The organism is Pseudomonas gozinkensis (assembly GCF_014863585.1).
Classification (GTDB): domain Bacteria; phylum Pseudomonadota; class Gammaproteobacteria; order Pseudomonadales; family Pseudomonadaceae; genus Aquipseudomonas; species Aquipseudomonas gozinkensis.
Window position 1 is genome coordinate 6,097,659 of record NZ_CP062253.1, and the last position, 13,723, is coordinate 6,111,381.

General features: G+C 62.5%; 14 protein-coding genes. 3 read left to right on the top strand and 11 right to left on the bottom strand.

What is annotated here, in order from left to right:
• Positions 1-177 precede the first annotated feature (177 nt).
• Positions 178-1,959 (bottom strand): flavin monoamine oxidase family protein, encoded by a 1,782-nt coding sequence (locus tag IHQ43_RS27235; RefSeq protein ID WP_192562701.1) that lies wholly within the window; start codon positions 1,957-1,959, stop codon positions 178-180.
• A gap of 223 nt (positions 1,960-2,182) precedes the next feature.
• Between IHQ43_RS27235 and IHQ43_RS27240 the strand changes: the two genes are divergently transcribed.
• Together IHQ43_RS27240 and IHQ43_RS27245 are read left to right on the top strand one after the other, a co-directional pair.
• The gene (locus tag IHQ43_RS27240; protein ID WP_192562702.1) at positions 2,183-3,589 is read left to right on the top strand and encodes an adenosylmethionine--8-amino-7-oxononanoate transaminase; all 1,407 of its coding nucleotides are present in this window, start codon (positions 2,183-2,185) and stop codon (positions 3,587-3,589) included.
• 142 nt (positions 3,590-3,731) lie between these two features.
• Entirely contained in the window at positions 3,732-4,451 is a 720-nt protein-coding gene (locus IHQ43_RS27245; protein ID WP_192562703.1) for a 16S rRNA (uracil(1498)-N(3))-methyltransferase, read from the top strand.
• 111 nt (positions 4,452-4,562) lie between these two features.
• Here the strand turns inward: IHQ43_RS27245 and trhA are convergent, their stop codons facing one another.
• Positions 4,563-5,180, bottom strand: a complete 618-nt coding sequence (gene trhA / locus IHQ43_RS27250; RefSeq protein WP_192562704.1) for a PAQR family membrane homeostasis protein TrhA — start codon at positions 5,178-5,180, stop codon at positions 4,563-4,565.
• 141 nt (positions 5,181-5,321) lie between these two features.
• On the opposite strand from trhA, the gene IHQ43_RS27255 reads away from it, so the two are divergent.
• On the top strand, positions 5,322-6,236 hold the full coding sequence (locus tag IHQ43_RS27255; protein WP_085689645.1) for a LysR family transcriptional regulator: 915 nt from the start codon (positions 5,322-5,324) through the stop codon (positions 6,234-6,236).
• 137 nt (positions 6,237-6,373) lie between these two features.
• Here the strand turns inward: IHQ43_RS27255 and madM are convergent, their stop codons facing one another.
• The 9 genes from madM to mdcA all read right to left on the bottom strand — a co-directional run bounded on the left by madM (position 6,374) and on the right by mdcA (position 13,599).
• A complete protein-coding gene (gene madM, locus IHQ43_RS27260; protein ID WP_192562705.1) occupies positions 6,374-7,138 on the bottom strand; it encodes a malonate transporter subunit MadM in 765 nt (254 codons plus the stop codon).
• A 5-nt stretch (positions 7,139-7,143) separates the two neighbouring features.
• Entirely contained in the window at positions 7,144-7,536 is a 393-nt protein-coding gene (madL, locus tag IHQ43_RS27265; protein ID WP_192562706.1) for a malonate transporter subunit MadL, read from the bottom strand.
• Positions 7,537-7,600: 64 nt separating this feature from the next.
• Positions 7,601-8,521: a malonate decarboxylase subunit epsilon gene (mdcH, locus tag IHQ43_RS27270; protein WP_192562707.1), complete on the bottom strand. Its 921-nt coding sequence runs from the start codon at positions 8,519-8,521 to the stop codon at positions 7,601-7,603.
• Positions 8,518-9,138, bottom strand: a complete 621-nt coding sequence (locus tag IHQ43_RS27275; RefSeq protein ID WP_192562708.1) for a malonate decarboxylase holo-ACP synthase — start codon at positions 9,136-9,138, stop codon at positions 8,518-8,520. Before IHQ43_RS27275 ends, mdcH begins: the two co-directional genes overlap by 4 nt.
• Positions 9,132-9,917 carry a biotin-independent malonate decarboxylase subunit gamma gene (gene mdcE / locus IHQ43_RS27280; protein WP_192562709.1) on the bottom strand — a complete coding sequence of 262 codons (786 nt, stop codon included), beginning with the start codon at positions 9,915-9,917 and terminating at the stop codon, positions 9,132-9,134. Before mdcE ends, IHQ43_RS27275 begins: the two co-directional genes overlap by 7 nt.
• Positions 9,914-10,765 carry a biotin-independent malonate decarboxylase subunit beta gene (locus IHQ43_RS27285; RefSeq protein ID WP_192562710.1) on the bottom strand — a complete coding sequence of 284 codons (852 nt, stop codon included), beginning with the start codon at positions 10,763-10,765 and terminating at the stop codon, positions 9,914-9,916. Before IHQ43_RS27285 ends, mdcE begins: the two co-directional genes overlap by 4 nt.
• Positions 10,758-11,057: a malonate decarboxylase subunit delta gene (locus IHQ43_RS27290; RefSeq protein ID WP_003229075.1), complete on the bottom strand. Its 300-nt coding sequence runs from the start codon at positions 11,055-11,057 to the stop codon at positions 10,758-10,760. The genes IHQ43_RS27285 and IHQ43_RS27290 overlap by 8 nt, the downstream gene beginning before the upstream one ends.
• Positions 11,057-11,929 carry a triphosphoribosyl-dephospho-CoA synthase gene (locus IHQ43_RS27295; RefSeq protein WP_192562711.1) on the bottom strand — a complete coding sequence of 291 codons (873 nt, stop codon included), beginning with the start codon at positions 11,927-11,929 and terminating at the stop codon, positions 11,057-11,059. Before IHQ43_RS27295 ends, IHQ43_RS27290 begins: the two co-directional genes overlap by 1 nt.
• The gene (gene mdcA, locus IHQ43_RS27300; RefSeq protein ID WP_085689631.1) at positions 11,929-13,599 is read right to left on the bottom strand and encodes a malonate decarboxylase subunit alpha; all 1,671 of its coding nucleotides are present in this window, start codon (positions 13,597-13,599) and stop codon (positions 11,929-11,931) included. The genes IHQ43_RS27295 and mdcA overlap by 1 nt, the downstream gene beginning before the upstream one ends.
• Between the last annotated feature and the right edge of the window lie 124 nt (positions 13,600-13,723).

A 13,723-nucleotide genomic window follows, 5' to 3' on the forward strand; every position in this document is an offset into this window, starting at 1 on the left:
TTCAGGTGCCGGTTCTGGCCTCTTCGCGAGCAAGCTCGCTCCCACAGTGGCCGGTGGCGTTCACAAGAATCACGCTCAAAGCCGAAACCTGTGGGAGCGAGCTTGCTCGCGATTGCTGCCGCACAGGCAATAAAAAGCGCGGCATGAAAGCCGCGCTTTTTCATTCACCGCAAAGTCCTACTGCGCTTTGGTCTCGGTGGTTGCCGCCGGTTTGGCCGCTGGCTTCTTCGCCGGCTCAGCTTTTTTCGCCGCAGGTTTGGCTGCAGGTTTTTTCGCTTCGGTCTTGGCCGCCGGTTTCTTCGCTGCTGGCTTGGCTGCCGCTTTCTTCGCCGGCTCGGCTTTCACCGGAGTCGCTGGCTTCGGTGCTTCCACCGGGGCTGGCGCAGGGGCCGGAGTCGGTGCAGGCGCTGGAGCGGCTGGAGCAGGTGCCGGCTCTGGCGCTTTCACTGGCTCTGGTTTCTTGTCGTCGTCCGAACCGCCGAACAGGTTGGTGAAGAAGTTGCCTTTCTTCGCCGCCACTGCCGCGCCCGCTGCACCTGCCGCTACGGCGGTGGCCGCTGCAGGGCCGACTTTGACCGGTTCGAAGGATTTGCCCGCCGCCAGGTCTTCAACCTGACTGGCCGCGCGCTGACCGGTGCGCAGTGCGCCTTCCAGGGTGCCCGGGTACAAGGTGTCGGTGTGTTCGCCGGCAAACGCTACGCGTTGCAACGGACGCTCCCACAGGCGCCAGAATTTGCTGATCTGACCAGGACCGAAGGCCAGGTAGGAACCACCGGTCGATGGATCGGTGCTGTAACGACGGATTTCATAACCGGTGAATGCGCCACGGGCCTGTGGATAAAACGCGTGCAGACGGATCAGCACCTGATCGACCATCTGCTTGTCGCCGAAGGCCTGCATGACGCGAGCGTTGTCGCCGGACAGGTTGATCACCACGTTCGCGCCGCCCTTCAGGGCTGGCTCGATCCACAACATGCCCAGACCGGTGTTGCTGTAGATCTCGCCGGACATCCGCGCCTTGCTTTCCCACACAGGCGTCTTGAACTTCAGCATGATCTGGTCGCGCCAGCCGTAGTTGGTGCCTTTGATCGCGGCCAGGTGCTGAGCGTCCAGCGCCGGGGTCAGCTGGATCTTGTTGAGGGCGCGCAACGGCACCGCCAGCACCACGTAGTCTGCCTGGTAGCCGACGCTGCCGACCTTGACGGTCACGCCGTCCTTGTCCTGAGTGATGGCGGACACTGGCGAGTCGGTCTTGATGGTTTTCAGTTGCTTGACGAAAGCCTGGGCCAGCACCGGGCTGCCGCCGACCAGGCGCGAAGCGCGCAGGTCACGGTCGGACACGCCGCGATACACCCGGCTCTGCTGCGCGAAATACAGCAGCGAAAGGCGCGAAGGTTCGTCGTAGTGGGTGCGGATGTCCTGGTTGATCAGCTGACGCGCGGTGGCTGACAGGTTCTGCTTGTCGAGCCAGCTCGAGACGTTGATCTGGTCCAGGGCGTGCAGAGTATTGGTCGCCGCCGGGTTCTGCGGATCGTCGATCGAGCGCGCCAGATCGTCACGGGTTTTCTCGTAGCGCTTCAGCGCTTCGGCCGTGGCGGGCTGTTTGGCGGCCAGGTCGGCGGCGGAAAAATACTCGCCGTCGATCAGGTAACCCGGGGTCCGTACGAATTCAGGGGCTGGCGTGGTGTTCAGCTTGAAAGTCGATACGTACTTGTTCAGCACCGGTTGAGTCTTGTCGTTGCCGATCCACTCGCTGGTGGCCATGCCCGAGCGACCGCCCAGGCTCGGCTTGGCTTCGAGCAGGGTGACCTGCCAGCCCTTGTTCTGCAGTTCGTAAGCCGCCGTCAGGCCCGACAGGCCGCCGCCGATCACGATTGCGGTTTTATCCTTGGCCAGCGCCGTAACGCTAAACAGCCCCAACACCACTAGCGCACAGGCGCGCAGCCAACCGACAGACATTCAGCGAACTCCGGAAAAACACGTAGGAAAATGCAGTTTTGCGGGTCAGACGACCCAAAGAACCGCGAAGAATACGTCAGCCATCAAAACGCCGCCAGCGACGTCTATCGGCCCATACAAAGTAGCTCAATCGACACAATGGGTTGTCCCGACGCGACGCATTGCATAGGCTTGCGCGATTGTTTGCCCGCGCCTGACGCGAGCCGCCTCGAGGAGACTGAACATGGGCCTGAACAACCAGTGGATGCAACGCGATCTCGCGGTGCTGTGGCATCCCTGCACCCAGATGAAAGACCACGAACAGCTGCCGCTGATCCCGATCAAGCGCGGTGAAGGCGTCTGGCTGGAAGACTTCGAAGGCAAGCGTTATCTGGATGCCGTCAGCTCCTGGTGGGTCAACGTGTTCGGTCACGCCAACCCGCGCATCAACCAGCGCATCAAGGATCAGGTCGATCAGCTGGAACATGTGATTCTGGCCGGTTTCAGCCATCAGCCGGTAATCGAGCTGTCCGAGCGTCTGGTAAAGATGACGCCGGAAGGTCTGAACCGGGTGTTCTACGCCGATAACGGTTCGTCTTGCATCGAAGTCGCGCTGAAAATGAGCTTTCACTACTGGCTCAACCGCGGCCAGCCGAACAAGAAGCGCTTCGTCACCCTGACCAACAGCTACCACGGCGAGACCATGGCGGCGATGGCGGTCGGTGACGTGCCGTTGTTCACCGAAACCTACAAAGCCCTGCTGATGGACACCATCAAGGTGCCGAGCCCGGATTGCTACCTGCGCCCGCAGGGCATGAGCTGGGAAGAACATTCGCGCAACATGTTCGCGGCCATGGAACAGACGCTGGCGGAAAATCATGACAGCGTCGCTGCCGTGATCGTCGAGCCGCTGATCCAGGGCGCCGGCGGCATGCGCATGTACCACCCGGTGTACCTCAAGCTGCTGCGCGAAGCTTGCGACCGTTATGGCGTGCACCTGATCCACGACGAAATTGCCGTCGGCTTCGGCCGCACCGGGACGATGTTCGCCTGCGAACAGGCCGGCATCCGCCCGGACTTCCTGTGCCTGTCGAAAGCCCTGACCGGCGGTTATCTGCCGTTGGCGGCGTGCCTGACCACCGACGAGGTGTACAGCGCGTTTTACGACGACTACCCGACCCTGCGCGCCTTCCTGCATTCGCACAGCTACACCGGCAACCCGCTGGCGTGTGCGGCGGCACTGGCGACTCTGGATATTTTCGAGCAGGACAACGTGATCGAAAACAACCAGGCCTTGGCCCAGCGCATGGCGTCGGCCACGGCGCATCTGGTGGATCATCCGAATGTCTCGGAAGTCCGTCAGACCGGCATGGTGCTGGCGATCGAGATGGTCAAGGACAAAGCCACGAAAGAGGCTTATCCGTGGCAGGAGCGTCGCGGCCTGAAGGTGTTCCAGCATGCGCTGGAGCGTGGCGCGCTGCTGCGTCCGCTGGGCAGCGTGGTGTATTTCCTGCCGCCGTATGTGATCACCCCGGAGCAGATCGACTTCCTTGCCGAAGTCGCCAGCGAAGGCATCGACATCGCCACCCGTGACAGCGTCAGTGTGGCGGTGCCGAAGGATTTCCATCCCGGGTTCCGTGATCCGGGCTGATTGACTTCACTTAAGCTTCAGCGGTGACCGGACTACCGTCATCGCTGGCAAGCCAGCTCCCACAGGGAATTGCGTAGACCTGTGGGAGCTGGCTTGCCAGCGATAGGGCCGCCAGACTTTTACAATTTTTTCGAGACTCCGAATGAGACTGTCCCGCTTCTTTACCGACGCCCCGCTCAGCATTGGCGAACACGAACTGCCGGAAGCCCAGGCGCATTACATCAGCCGCGTGCTGCGCATGGCCGAGGGCGACGCGGTGCAGTTGTTCGACGGTTCCGGTCACGAGTTTCGCGGCTCGCTGGTGGAAGTCGGCAAGAAACGCGTGGTGGTGCAGATCGACGAGCAGTTCGCAGGTCAGGTCGAATCGCCGCTGCAAATCCACCTCGGCCAGGGCCTGTCCCGGGGCGAGCGGATGGATTGGGCGATCCAGAAAGCCACCGAACTGGGCGTCAACGAAATCACCCCGATCTTCAGCGAGCGCTGCGAAGTCCGCCTCAAGGACGAACGCGCCGACAAACGCCTGTTGCACTGGCGTCAGGTGGCGATCAGCGCTTGCGAGCAATGCGGTCGTTCCCGGGTGCCGGTGATTCATCCACCAGTGCTGCTGGCCGACTGGCTGAAGCAGACCGAAGCCGAACTGAAACTGGTACTGCACCCGGTAGCCGAGCCGTTGGTCAGCCACGCCAAGCCTGCGACGCTGGCGTTCCTGATCGGCCCCGAAGGCGGCTTGTCCGACACAGAAGTCGAGCAAGCCAAGGCCAACGGTTTCCACGCCGCCCGCCTCGGCCCGCGCGTGCTGCGCACAGAAACAGCGCCGGTTGTGGCCCTGGCGGTGGCCCAACAGCTGTGGGGTGATTTCTAAGGCCCTATCGCTGGCAAGCCAGCTCCCACGGGATCCTTGTTGGCCGCAACAGTTGTGAGCAACACCAAACCCTGTGGGAGCTGGCTTGCCAGCGATTGGCGGCGCCTCGGTCTATAAGACATAAAACAAGATCGCCACAAAATGCAGCAGGCTCCCGGCGATCACGAACAGATGCCAGATACCGTGGGCATGGCGTAGCCGATGGTCGAGGGCAAAAAAGATGATCCCCACGGTGTACAGCACGCCACCCGACGCCAGCCAGGCAAACCCGGCACTGCCCAGCGCGGCGATCAGCGGTTTGACCGCCACCAGCACGATCCAGCCCATCACCGCGTAGATCACGATCGACAGAATCCGCGCCTCGGAGCGCGGCTTGATTTCCTGCAGGATGCCGATCAGCGCCAGCCCCCAGACAATACCGAACAACGTCCAGCCCCACGGCCCGCGCAGGGTCACCAGGCAGAATGGCGTGTAACTGCCGGCGATCAGCAGGTAGATCGAAAAGTGATCGACCTTCTTCATGATCGCTTTCTTGCGCCCGCGCACGCTGTGGTACACGGTCGATGCGCTGTAGAGCACCAGCAAGGTGAAGGCATAAATCGCCACGCTGACGATCTTCCAGGGGCTGCCGTCGAGGCTGGCGATCACCAGCATCCAGACGCCCCCGACAAACGCCGCCACCGCCCCGACCAGATGCGTCCAGGCGTTCAGTTTTTCTCCGTGATACATGTGTCGCACACCTCGATTTCATTACCGCAGCGCGCAAGGCTCGGGCCTCGAGCGTAAAAGCGCAATGTTTCCGTTCAACGCAGGCAGGCGCCTGTCCTGATATTTGGGCACAATCGAGCGATACCAAGAAGAGTCCGCGCCATGCTGATCGACGAAGAATTGACCCTGAAGAAACTCGAGGTGTTCCTCGCCTTCATGCGCACCGGCAACCTCGCCCGCGCCGCCGCCGAGCTGCAGACCAGCAACGTCAGCGTGCACCGCGCGATCCATTCGCTGGAAAGCGCCCTGCGCTGCCCGTTGTTCAAACACGAAGGGCGCAACCTGACGCCACTGGAAAGCGCCTACGTGCTCGAAGAGCGGGCGCAGAAGCTGATTCAGGACGTGGTCGAAAGCGTGCGCCTGACCCGTGAAGCGGCCGGGTTCTCGGCCGAGCGCTTCAAGCTCGGCTCGCTGTATTCACTGACGGTGAAAACCGTGCCGCAGCTGATCATGGGTTTGAAGATCCGCCGCAGCGAACTCAACATCGACCTGATCCTCGGCTCGAACATCGACCTGCTCTACAAGCTGAAAAACATGGAAGTCGACGCGATCCTGGTGTCGCTGGACGACACCGTCAACGACCCGGACTGCGAGCAGATTCCGCTGTTTTCCGACGACATCTTCCTCGCCACCCCGGCGGATTCGCGCTTCGCCCAACGCAGCGAAGTGGATCTGGCGGAGGTGCGCGACGAAACCTTCATCACCCTCACCCAAGGCTTCGCTACCCATCAGGACGGTATTCGGGTGTTCAGGCAGGCGGGGTTCGAGCCGAAGGTGGCGATGCAGGTCAACGACATCTTCACCCTGCTGAGCATGGTCAGCTCGGGGGTCGGTTATGCGTTGCTGCCGGGGAGGATTGCGGCGGTGTACGAGAACCGGGTGAAGCTGATTCCGTTGCAGGAGAAGTACCGGTTGCAGCAGCACATTGGCGTGGTGTTCTTGAAGGCCAAGGAGCGGGATCCGAATTTGCTGGCGTTGCTGGCGGAGTGTCGGATGTATGCCAATCGCCAGACCTGAAACCGAGTCGCCTGCATCGCTGGCAAGCCAGCTCCCACAGGGTTTTGTGCTGATTCGGAAATCTTCTTACAACACAAAACCTGTGGGAGCTGGCTTGCCAGCGATGGCGTCAGCCCGAACGACAACTAATCTTCGGTTTAGCCCATCAACCCACGCATCAGCAGAAACAACACCGAAGGCCCGAGCAAGCATCCAAGTGCGGTATAGAACGCCGCCGTCAGGCAACCATAAGGCACCAGCTTAGGATCGGTCGCCGCCAACCCTCCGGCCACACCACTGGACGTCCCCATCAAACCGCCAAAAATCACCGCACTGCGCGGGTTGTTCAGACCAATCATCGGCGCCACGAACGGCGTCATGACCATCACCAGAATCGCCTTGATCAACCCTGCGGCGATAGACAGCGCCATGACCTCGGAACTCGCGCCAATCGCCGCGCCAGTTACCGGCCCGACGATGTAGGTCACCGCCCCTGCACCAATGGTCGTCAGACTCACCGCATCGGTATAACCGAATGCCATCGCCACACCGACCCCGGCAACAAACGACGTGCCCACGCCGACAAACAACGCCAGCACGCCAGCAAACCCGGCCCGCTTCAACTCATCGACACTCACGCCGAACGCCGTGGCAACAATCGCGAAGTCCCGCAGCATGGCACCGCCGAGCAAACCGATACCCGACAACAGTGGAATGTCCACGACACCTTTCTGACCGCCAGTCAGCGCCCCACCGACATACGACAGCACCAGGCCCAGCAAAATGGCGATGGCCGAGCCGTGCAGGCGGCCCTTGGTGAAGGTGTTGGACATCCAGTAGGACACCCACATGGTCAGGCCGACAATCAGGAAGCCGCTGATCAGCCCGTAGCCGGTGATGACTTTCATCATGGATTCGTACATGGCGCTCACCCCGCAGTCTTGGCAGGTGTGATCGGTGTCGGTTCCTTGTTACCGAGGCGCACCAGCACCGGCACCAAGGCAAAGGCGATGACCACGGCGAGCGTTCCCGCAAGGATCGCCATCGGGCCGCCCTTCAGCGCGCCGTAAACGTTCTGCTGCGCGGCCATGGCAACCACGATCGGAATGTAGATCGCACTCCAGAACTCGACGCCCTGTTCGGTCTTGCCCTTGAGCCAGCCACTTTTGTTCAAGTAACTGCCCAACCCGATCAACAGCAGCATCGCAATACCGACACCGCCGACATTGGCCGGCACGCCGATCAACTTGCCGAGCAGTTCACCGACCCAGATACCCACCAGCGTACAAAAGGCGAGAAACGCCACACCGTAAATAATCATTGTTGTAGTCCTCAAAGTGCATCGTCGAATGTTGTTTTTGTTGTTCGAAGCCTGAGTCGGTGATTTAGGGTCGTCGGCCCTCCTCTTCACGCAACAGCGCCTGCAAGGTGTCGAGCCGGGCGCTGTCGAAGGCAGTGACAGTTCCCTGTTCGAACACCCGGCGCGCCAGCCCGGTCAGCACCGCACCGGGCGGCAGTTCGATCTGTAGTCGCACACCGCGCTCATAGGCGCTTTGTACGGTGCCGCGCCAGTCCACCACGCGGCACATGTTGAAGGCGAGGTCGTCGCGCAGCGCTTCTACCTTGGTCACAGGCCTTGCGCGACTGCCGCTCAGGTAAGCGATTTTCGGTGTTTTCAGTTCTATCTTTTTGAACGCTTCGGCGAGGGTTTGCGCAGGCTCATCCAGCAACGGGCAGTGCGACGGCACACTGACCGCCAGACGTTTCGCCAGCCCGGCGCCACGACTGCGTGCCAGCTCGGCGACCGCTTGCATCGCCTTGTCACTGCCGGCAATCACCACCTGGTTATCGGCGTTGATGTTGGCCAGGTACACCGGTGTTTCTGCGCCGTGCACCTGCACCAGCAGCGTTTCGACTGTGGATAATTGCAGACCGATGATCGCGGTCATGCCGAAGCCCTGTGGATAAGCCTGCTGCATCAACTCGCCACGCAGGCTGACCAGTTGCAGCGCATCGCTGAAGCTCAATGCTCCGGCGACCACCGCTGCCGGATACGCACCGATGGACAGGCCGGCGACGTAATCTGCGGGGAGTCCGTCCTGCAACAACTGCCGCGAGGCTGCAACCCCGGCGATCAGCAGGCAGAGCTGAACCGATCGGGTGCTGCGCAACGCTTCGCTGGAATCCAGCCGCAAGACATCTTCACCGAGGCTATCGCTGGCCTCGATCAGCGTTTCCCGAGGCAAACGCTGGAGCATGCCGGGCTGCTGCGCGCCCTGACCGGGAAACACCAGCAAACTGCTCACGCTGCCTGCTCCTGCGGGTTCCACGGATCAGACACCAGACAGGCTTCATGGGCGTTTTTCAACAGCACCCGCGCCGAGGCACTGGCCCATTCGCGCAGGGCGACGGCACCGAACGGCGTCTGCAACTGCATGTCGACCCGGCAGCTCGCCTGATCGAAAACCGCGACCAATTTGCGTGCCTGGTTACGGGTGATGAGTTGCGGTGTACGCAGGATCAAGTCGAGATCACTCGCCTCGTGCATTGCCGTAAAACCGCTGGCCAGTTCAAACCCGACACTGCCGCTGACACCCCAGATCCACCCGCAATCGTCGAGCATCGGCCGCAGTTGCCGCAGCGCCTGCATGACCGGCAGATCACGCTCGCTGTCCACATGACAAAGCGCCTCGGGACTGACCCGACAGGCAATCGAATCGACAGACATAAACGCCGCCAACCGCTGCTCGCGCAATACACCGCGCACGCCAACCGCAATCAGACCTTCAGCGCTCACGGCACGGCGCACCACCACCGGTTGCCCGGCAGCCAGCGATTCAATTGCCCACTGCGGCGCATCCGCCGGCAGTTGCGCCGGCGTCATGCCCCACAGCAGGTCGTGGGCCAGCGGCGTGCTCACCACTGCGCCCTCAACAGTTCACGTACGCGGCTTGAGGCTTCGCGATTTTTCGCGCCGAGACGATTGCTCAAGTCAGTCGCAGCAACATCGCCGATGGCTTGCTTCAGGCATTCGCCGACCCGCGCCAGATCCTCCGCCGTCGGCTGTTCGATCTGCTGCACCGACAGGGTTTCCCAGAGCAAGCCGAGGCTGGCGTAGCTGTCGATGTCATAAGCCATCGGCGGCACGCTGGACGCCAGGGCTTCCAGTTCTTCGACGCTGCGCAAAGTCACCCGCGCCGCCGAAGCCTTGCCCATCGCATGCACCATCACCCCCGGATCACGCAGGGCGATCAAGCGGTTGGCCTGATAACCGTGGGCCAGAAACGCCCCGGACATGGCCTTGCCCACCAGCAGCGCAATCACCGGATGCCCGGCCAGACGCGCACGGGCGTAAGCGTCCGCCGCACCGGCCAAGGCCTGATGAATGCCGAAGGCTTCTTCGCGGCGACCGTAGGCCTGACTCGGCACATCGACGATGGCGATCAAGGGACGTTTTTGCGCTTTGTCACGGTCAGCGGTGATCGCGTCATCTACAGCCTTGGCCAGGCCCCAGCCTTCGAGCAAACCGACTTCGCCGTTGCGAGCGCGAGGGAAACGGTTTTGCGGATCGGCGACCACCGCGATAAACCGCCCGAGCTCACCGTCAGCGACTTTCAGCGATGCCGGCAAACCCTGAACGGCATTCGCGCCAGCGCTCAAGGCGTTGAACCAGTTCAAACCGCGCACGGAATAACCACTCATGAGCGCTCTCCTCGATACAGATGGCGAACCATCGAAGGCTCGACTTGCTTGTCAGTGTCCAGGCTCGCCAGCCGTTGCAGGAACCATTCGGCCCGCTGGCTGCGAGGCTGCTCCGGCAGGCCTTGTTGCAGCAACTCGCCGACCTGCCCACGAATCTGCGCGACATCATCGGCGACGTAACGATCCACCAGGCCACTGGCAAACCGTTGCTCACCGCCGGTCAGGCTCCAGATGAAGGGCCGGTCGCGGGAGTCGTATTCCTCGATCCCGGCTTCCTGCTCGATCACCTGCGGGCCGTTCAGGCCGAGGCGTGCTTCCTGGGTCACCAATAAATAGCTGCACAGCGCAGCGGCAATCGACATCCCGCCAAAGCAACCAACGCTGCCGGCCACCACACCGACCACCGGTTGGTATTGCTGCAGATCGACAATTGCCGCGTGAATGTCGGCAATCGCCGCCAGTCCGAGGTTGGCTTCCTGCAAGCGCACGCCGCCGGTTTCCAGCAGCAGGATGGCGCGGGTCGGGAGGCCTTTGCGGTTGTCCTCGGCGGCCAGTTCCAGTGCGCCGGCGATCTTTGCGCCGCCGACTTCACCGAGGCTGCCGCCCTGAAATGCACCCTCGATGGCAGCAATCACCACCGGCAAACCGTCGAGGCTGCCCTTGGCGATCACCACGCCGTCATCGGCCTGCGGCACCACGCCCTGACGTTCGAGCCACGGCGACATGACGCGCTGGAACGGGTCGAGCAGTTCACGGAAGGTGCCGGCGTCGAGCAAGGCTTTCGCCCGTTGACGAGCGCCAAGTTCGACGAAGCTGTGTTTGTGCAAAAGCGCTGAGGTATCAGTCATGACCGATCTCCTCGAAGCCTTGTTCCAGACGCAGACGCACCACGCCCGGAGTCGCGCCGAAGTCGTGGATATCGATGGCCATCGCCGGCGGCGTGGTGCCGTCGAACATCCGCGCAAACAGATGCTGCCAGCGCTGCTGCGCGCCGTTGACCGAGGTCTGCACGTTGATTGTCAGCTTGCCGGCCAGGCCCGGTTCGATCAGCACTTCCAGATCACCCGAGCCGACACAACCGACCAGCGCCCGACCGCGTGGCGGCTGCCCGGCGGGGAATTCAAAGGATAAGGTTTCCATCAAAACGCTCCCTGAAGGATGCCGTCGCGCTCGATTCGATCAAGCAGCAGAGTGGCGGCGAGCAAGTCGGCGGCGCCACCGGGCGAGGCATTCAATGCGATGAGTTGTTGATCCAGTTCGTGCAGGCGACGACGACCGGTGAGACTGGCGCTGCCACCGGCGTCGAGTACCGCCCGGGCGCCGTGTTGCATGGCGTGCAGGCCCTCTACGCCGGCGCGATAGAGGACGCAGGTATCGGCAAGGTCGGTCATGATCGCCAGCAAGCCATCGAGCCGGGCATTCTGTTCGCCATGGCCGGCGGCGCGGCTGCGCTTGAGCTGCGGCAGACCGCGTTGCACCACGGACGGGAAGCCAAGTTGCGCTTCTTCCCGGGCACCGCGAGCGCCGTAGCGTTGGGCGACTTGGGCACCGTGGCTCAGCGGGCGCGGCGCATCACGGTCATCGAGCAACGCCAGACGCGCGGCGCGCAGCGTGACGGCGCCAGCGCTGGTGGACTTGGTATCCAGCGCAGCAGCCGTGACCAGCAGGCCCAGCGCCCAGATCGCCCCGCGATGGGTGTTCACGCCGTTGGTGGTGGCGAGCATCGCTTGCTCGCCTTCCCGGCCGATGCGGCCAATGGCTTCGCGCAGCGGCAAGCCGATCTCGCCGAACTCAAGCGCAGCTTCGGCCATTTCCTTGAACGCCGGCCACAACGCCAGTGCCGAGGCGTGCATCAATCCGAGGTGCAGATCGGTGTGTGCACCGTTTCCGCGACGGTCGACCAATGCCGGTTTCGGCGACAGGTCAGCTTCGTCGATCAGCGCGTCCACGGCCAGATCCGCCAGCCGCTCCGCAAGGGTGATGGTTTTCGGTTGCAGGTTGAGTGCGTGCATTACCAGCTCCTGAACTTGGCGGGCGGGTTGTAGAGACCGCCGGACCACTCGACCAGATCGGCCACGCTCTTCGCCGCCAGCAATTCGCGGGTAGCGTCGGTGCGACGGATGCCGAGGTCTTCGGGCAAGGCGATCAGGCCTTCGCGGCGCATGCGTTCGGTGTCTTTCGGGTTGTGCCGCAGACCGATGGCGGTGACGCCGGCCACCGCTGCGATCATCGCCTGACGCTCTTCCAGCGAACGCGCCTTGTACAGGTAGGCGATGCCTTCTTCGGTGAGCAGGTGAGTGACGTCGTCGCCGTAGATCATGATCGGCGCCAGCGGCATGCCGCTTTTCTTCGCCACCTCCACCGCGTCGAGGGTTTCGACGAAGGTCGGTTTGCCGCCCTCCTGGAAGGTCTCGACCATTTGCACCACGAGTTTCTTGCCGCGTTCGAGCATCGGTTGCTGCGAATCGTCATGGCGCATGTCGAGCCAGGCTGGAGTGCCGTGACGGCGACCGCGTGGGTCGTGCCCCATGTTCGGTGCGCCACCGAAACCGGCGAGACGGCCTCGGGTTACGGTTGAAGAATGACCATCGCCATCGACTTGCAGGGTCGCGCCGATGAACAGGTCCACCGCGTATTGCCCGGCCAGTTGGCAGAACATCCGGTTGGAACGCAGCGAGCCGTCGCGCCCGGTGAAGAACACATCGGGGCGAGCAGCGATGTAGTTTTCCATGCCCAGTTCGGTGCCGAAGCAGTGCACGCTTTCGACCCAGCCGCTTTCAATCGCCGGGATCAGCGTCGGGTGCGGATTGAGCGTCCAGTTGCGGCAGATCTTGCCCTTGAGGCCGAGGGATTCGCCGTAGGTCGGCAGGATCAGTTCGATGGCCGCGGTGTTGAAGCCGATGCCGTGGTTCAGCGACTGCACGTTGTGTTTTTCGTAGATCCCGCGGATCGCCATCATCGCCATCAGCACGTGCACAGGCTTGATGTGGCGAGGGTCGCGAGTGAACAGCGGTTCGATGTAGAACGGCTTGTCCGCCACTACCACGAAATCGACCCACGATGCGGGGATGTCCACGCGAGGCAGTTCGCTGACGTCGTCCACCAGTTGGTTGACCTGGACGATGACGATGCCGTCGCTGAACGCGGCCGGTTCGATCAATGCCGGGGTGTCTTCGGTGCTCGGGCCGGTGTAGATGTTGCCGGCACGGTCGGCCATGAACCCGGCCGAGAGCACGACGTTGGGGATCAGGTCCACCACCAGCCGGGCGTAGAGTTCGATGTAGGTGTGGATCGCGCCGACTTCCAGCAGCCCGTCTTCGAGCAACTGGCTGATGCGCAGGCTCTGGGTGCCGGCGAAGGAGAAATCGAGCTTGCGGGCGATACCGCGTTCGAACAGGTCCAGATGCTCGGATCGACCGACGCTGGGCATGATCATGTGCAGGTCGTGGAGCTTTTCAGGATCGGCCTTGGCCAGCGCACGGGAAAGGAAATCCGCCTGCTTCTGATTGTTGCCCTCCAGCACCACACGGTCGCCGGGCAGGATCAGCGCCTCAAGCGCCGCGACGATCCTGTCGGTGGGCAACACCGCACCGTCGGCCAGCCCGCGCACCTTGTCGAGGCGGCGCTGCTTCTCGTCACGCCGCCGCGTCCAGCGCGAGTCGGGGGATATTGTTGTTGTCATGCTCACTCCACGGGGTTCGCTGTCGTGGAGTTACCTTAGGAGTGTCGGCTGGGGGCATCAATCAAGCGCGGCGGCGGATCATTACGCTCAGCGTAATGAATACTGGCCTCATCGCTGGCAAGCC

What these genes read in the sequence shown, in the direction of transcription:
- IHQ43_RS27255 (WP_085689645.1), top strand. Translation starts at nt 5,322, where the DNA reads ATGCTGATCGACGAAGAATTGACCCTGAAGAAACTCGAGGTGTTCCTC.
- IHQ43_RS27245 (WP_192562703.1), top strand. Translation starts at nt 3,732, where the DNA reads ATGAGACTGTCCCGCTTCTTTACCGACGCCCCGCTCAGCATTGGCGAA.
- IHQ43_RS27290 (WP_003229075.1), bottom strand. Translation starts at nt 11,057, where the DNA reads ATGGAAACCTTATCCTTTGAATTCCCCGCCGGGCAGCCGCCACGCGGT.
- IHQ43_RS27285 (WP_192562710.1), bottom strand. Translation starts at nt 10,765, where the DNA reads ATGACTGATACCTCAGCGCTTTTGCACAAACACAGCTTCGTCGAACTT.
- madL (WP_192562706.1), bottom strand. Translation starts at nt 7,536, where the DNA reads ATGATTATTTACGGTGTGGCGTTTCTCGCCTTTTGTACGCTGGTGGGT.
- mdcE (WP_192562709.1), bottom strand. Translation starts at nt 9,917, where the DNA reads ATGAGTGGTTATTCCGTGCGCGGTTTGAACTGGTTCAACGCCTTGAGC.
- IHQ43_RS27295 (WP_192562711.1), bottom strand. Translation starts at nt 11,929, where the DNA reads ATGCACGCACTCAACCTGCAACCGAAAACCATCACCCTTGCGGAGCGG.
- mdcA (WP_085689631.1), bottom strand. Translation starts at nt 13,599, where the DNA reads ATGACAACAACAATATCCCCCGACTCGCGCTGGACGCGGCGGCGTGAC.
- IHQ43_RS27240 (WP_192562702.1), top strand. Translation starts at nt 2,183, where the DNA reads ATGGGCCTGAACAACCAGTGGATGCAACGCGATCTCGCGGTGCTGTGG.
- IHQ43_RS27235 (WP_192562701.1), bottom strand. Translation starts at nt 1,959, where the DNA reads ATGTCTGTCGGTTGGCTGCGCGCCTGTGCGCTAGTGGTGTTGGGGCTG.
- trhA (WP_192562704.1), bottom strand. Translation starts at nt 5,180, where the DNA reads ATGTATCACGGAGAAAAACTGAACGCCTGGACGCATCTGGTCGGGGCG.
- madM (WP_192562705.1), bottom strand. Translation starts at nt 7,138, where the DNA reads ATGTACGAATCCATGATGAAAGTCATCACCGGCTACGGGCTGATCAGC.